The organism is Bradyrhizobium jicamae (genome assembly GCF_018130215.1).
Classification (GTDB): domain Bacteria; phylum Pseudomonadota; class Alphaproteobacteria; order Rhizobiales; family Xanthobacteraceae; genus Bradyrhizobium; species Bradyrhizobium jicamae_A.
Genome location: NZ_JAFCKQ010000128.1, coordinates 1 through 1,299 on the forward strand (window position 1 = coordinate 1; position 1,299 = coordinate 1,299).

Here is a 1,299-nt window from a genome sequence, read left to right on the forward strand (position 1 = left end):
TGAGCGGCCCGATACATAGGTGACATTTCGTACCGGACACATGGGTTACACTTTCCGCTTTTGTTCTGCGGGAGGTGTGGATGCCGTGGAAAGCGAGTTCGGTGATGGAAGAGCGCCTTCGCTTTGTCGCCCGTCTGCTGGACGGGGAGACCATGACGGACGTCTGCCGGGAGTTCGGCGTATCTCGTAAGACCGGCTACAAGATTTACGATCGCTACAAGGAACAGGGGGCCGCGGCCCTGAGCGATCGGTCGCGGCGGCCGGTGCGGTATGCCAATCAGCTCCCCGAGCAAATTGAGGGCCTGATTGTTCGTCTCAAGGCCGAGAAGCCGCATTGGGGCGCGCGCAAGATCCGTGAGCTCCTGGTCCGGCGGCTCGACGGCGATATCCGCCTTCCGGCCAAGAGCACTATCCATGCGGTGCTCGATCGCCATGGCCTGGTCAGGCGCGCAGGCGTGCCGCGCCACCGCGCGCGCGGCACGCCTCTGTCCGCTGGCACCGGACCCAATGATCTGTGGTGCGCCGACTTCAAGGGCGAGTTCAGGCTCGGCAATGGCCGCTACTGCTATCCGCTGACCGTCACCGACCATGCCTCGCGCTTCCTGCTGTTGTGCGAAGCGCTTGATTCCACCCGCGAGGAGCCGGCCATTGCGGCCTTCGAACGGCTGTTCTGTGAGCGTGGCTTGCCGCTCGCCATTCGCTCCGACAACGGCGTCCCCTTCGCCAGTCCCAATGCCTTGTTCAATCTCTCAAAGCTCTCGGTGTGGTGGCTCAGGCTCGGCATTGCCATCGAACGCATCAAGCCCGGCCATCCGCAGCAAAACGGCCGTCATGAGCGCATGCACCTCACGCTCAAGAAGGAGACCACCCGACCACCGGGCACCAATAGCCTGCAGCAGCAGGAGCGCTTCGATGCTTTCCTCCGCGAGTTCAACGCCGAGCGTCCGCACGAAGCCCTCGATATGAGCTGCCCCGCCGAGCGCTACACCGCCTCAACGCGCGGCTATGCCGGCCTGCCCGAACTGACCTATCCGTTCCACGATCGTGAACTGCTCGTCACCGCCTGCGGACGGCTCTGCCTGCATCGCAAGCGCATCAACCTCTCCACCGTGCTGGCCGGCCAAAAGCTCGGCATCAAGGAGGTCGACGACGGCATTTGGCTCGTCAGCTTCATGCACTATGATTTGGGATACTTCGACCTGGAGCAGAAAACCTTGCAACCCCTCGACAATCCGTTCGGCACGAGGTTGTCACCCATGTCTTAGGTACGTTCCGTTACCTATGTGTCCGGGCTGGACA

The 1,299-nt window shown here is 62.4% G+C and carries 1 protein-coding gene; it reads left to right on the forward strand.

Annotation, left to right across the window (positions count from 1 at the left end; genetic code table 11):
• The first annotated feature begins 80 nt into the window (after positions 1–80).
• Positions 81–1,265: an IS481 family transposase gene (locus tag JQ586_RS40285; RefSeq protein ID WP_212400158.1), complete on the forward strand. Its 1,185-nt coding sequence runs from the start codon at positions 81–83 to the stop codon at positions 1,263–1,265.
• Positions 1,266–1,299: the final 34 nt, after the last annotated feature.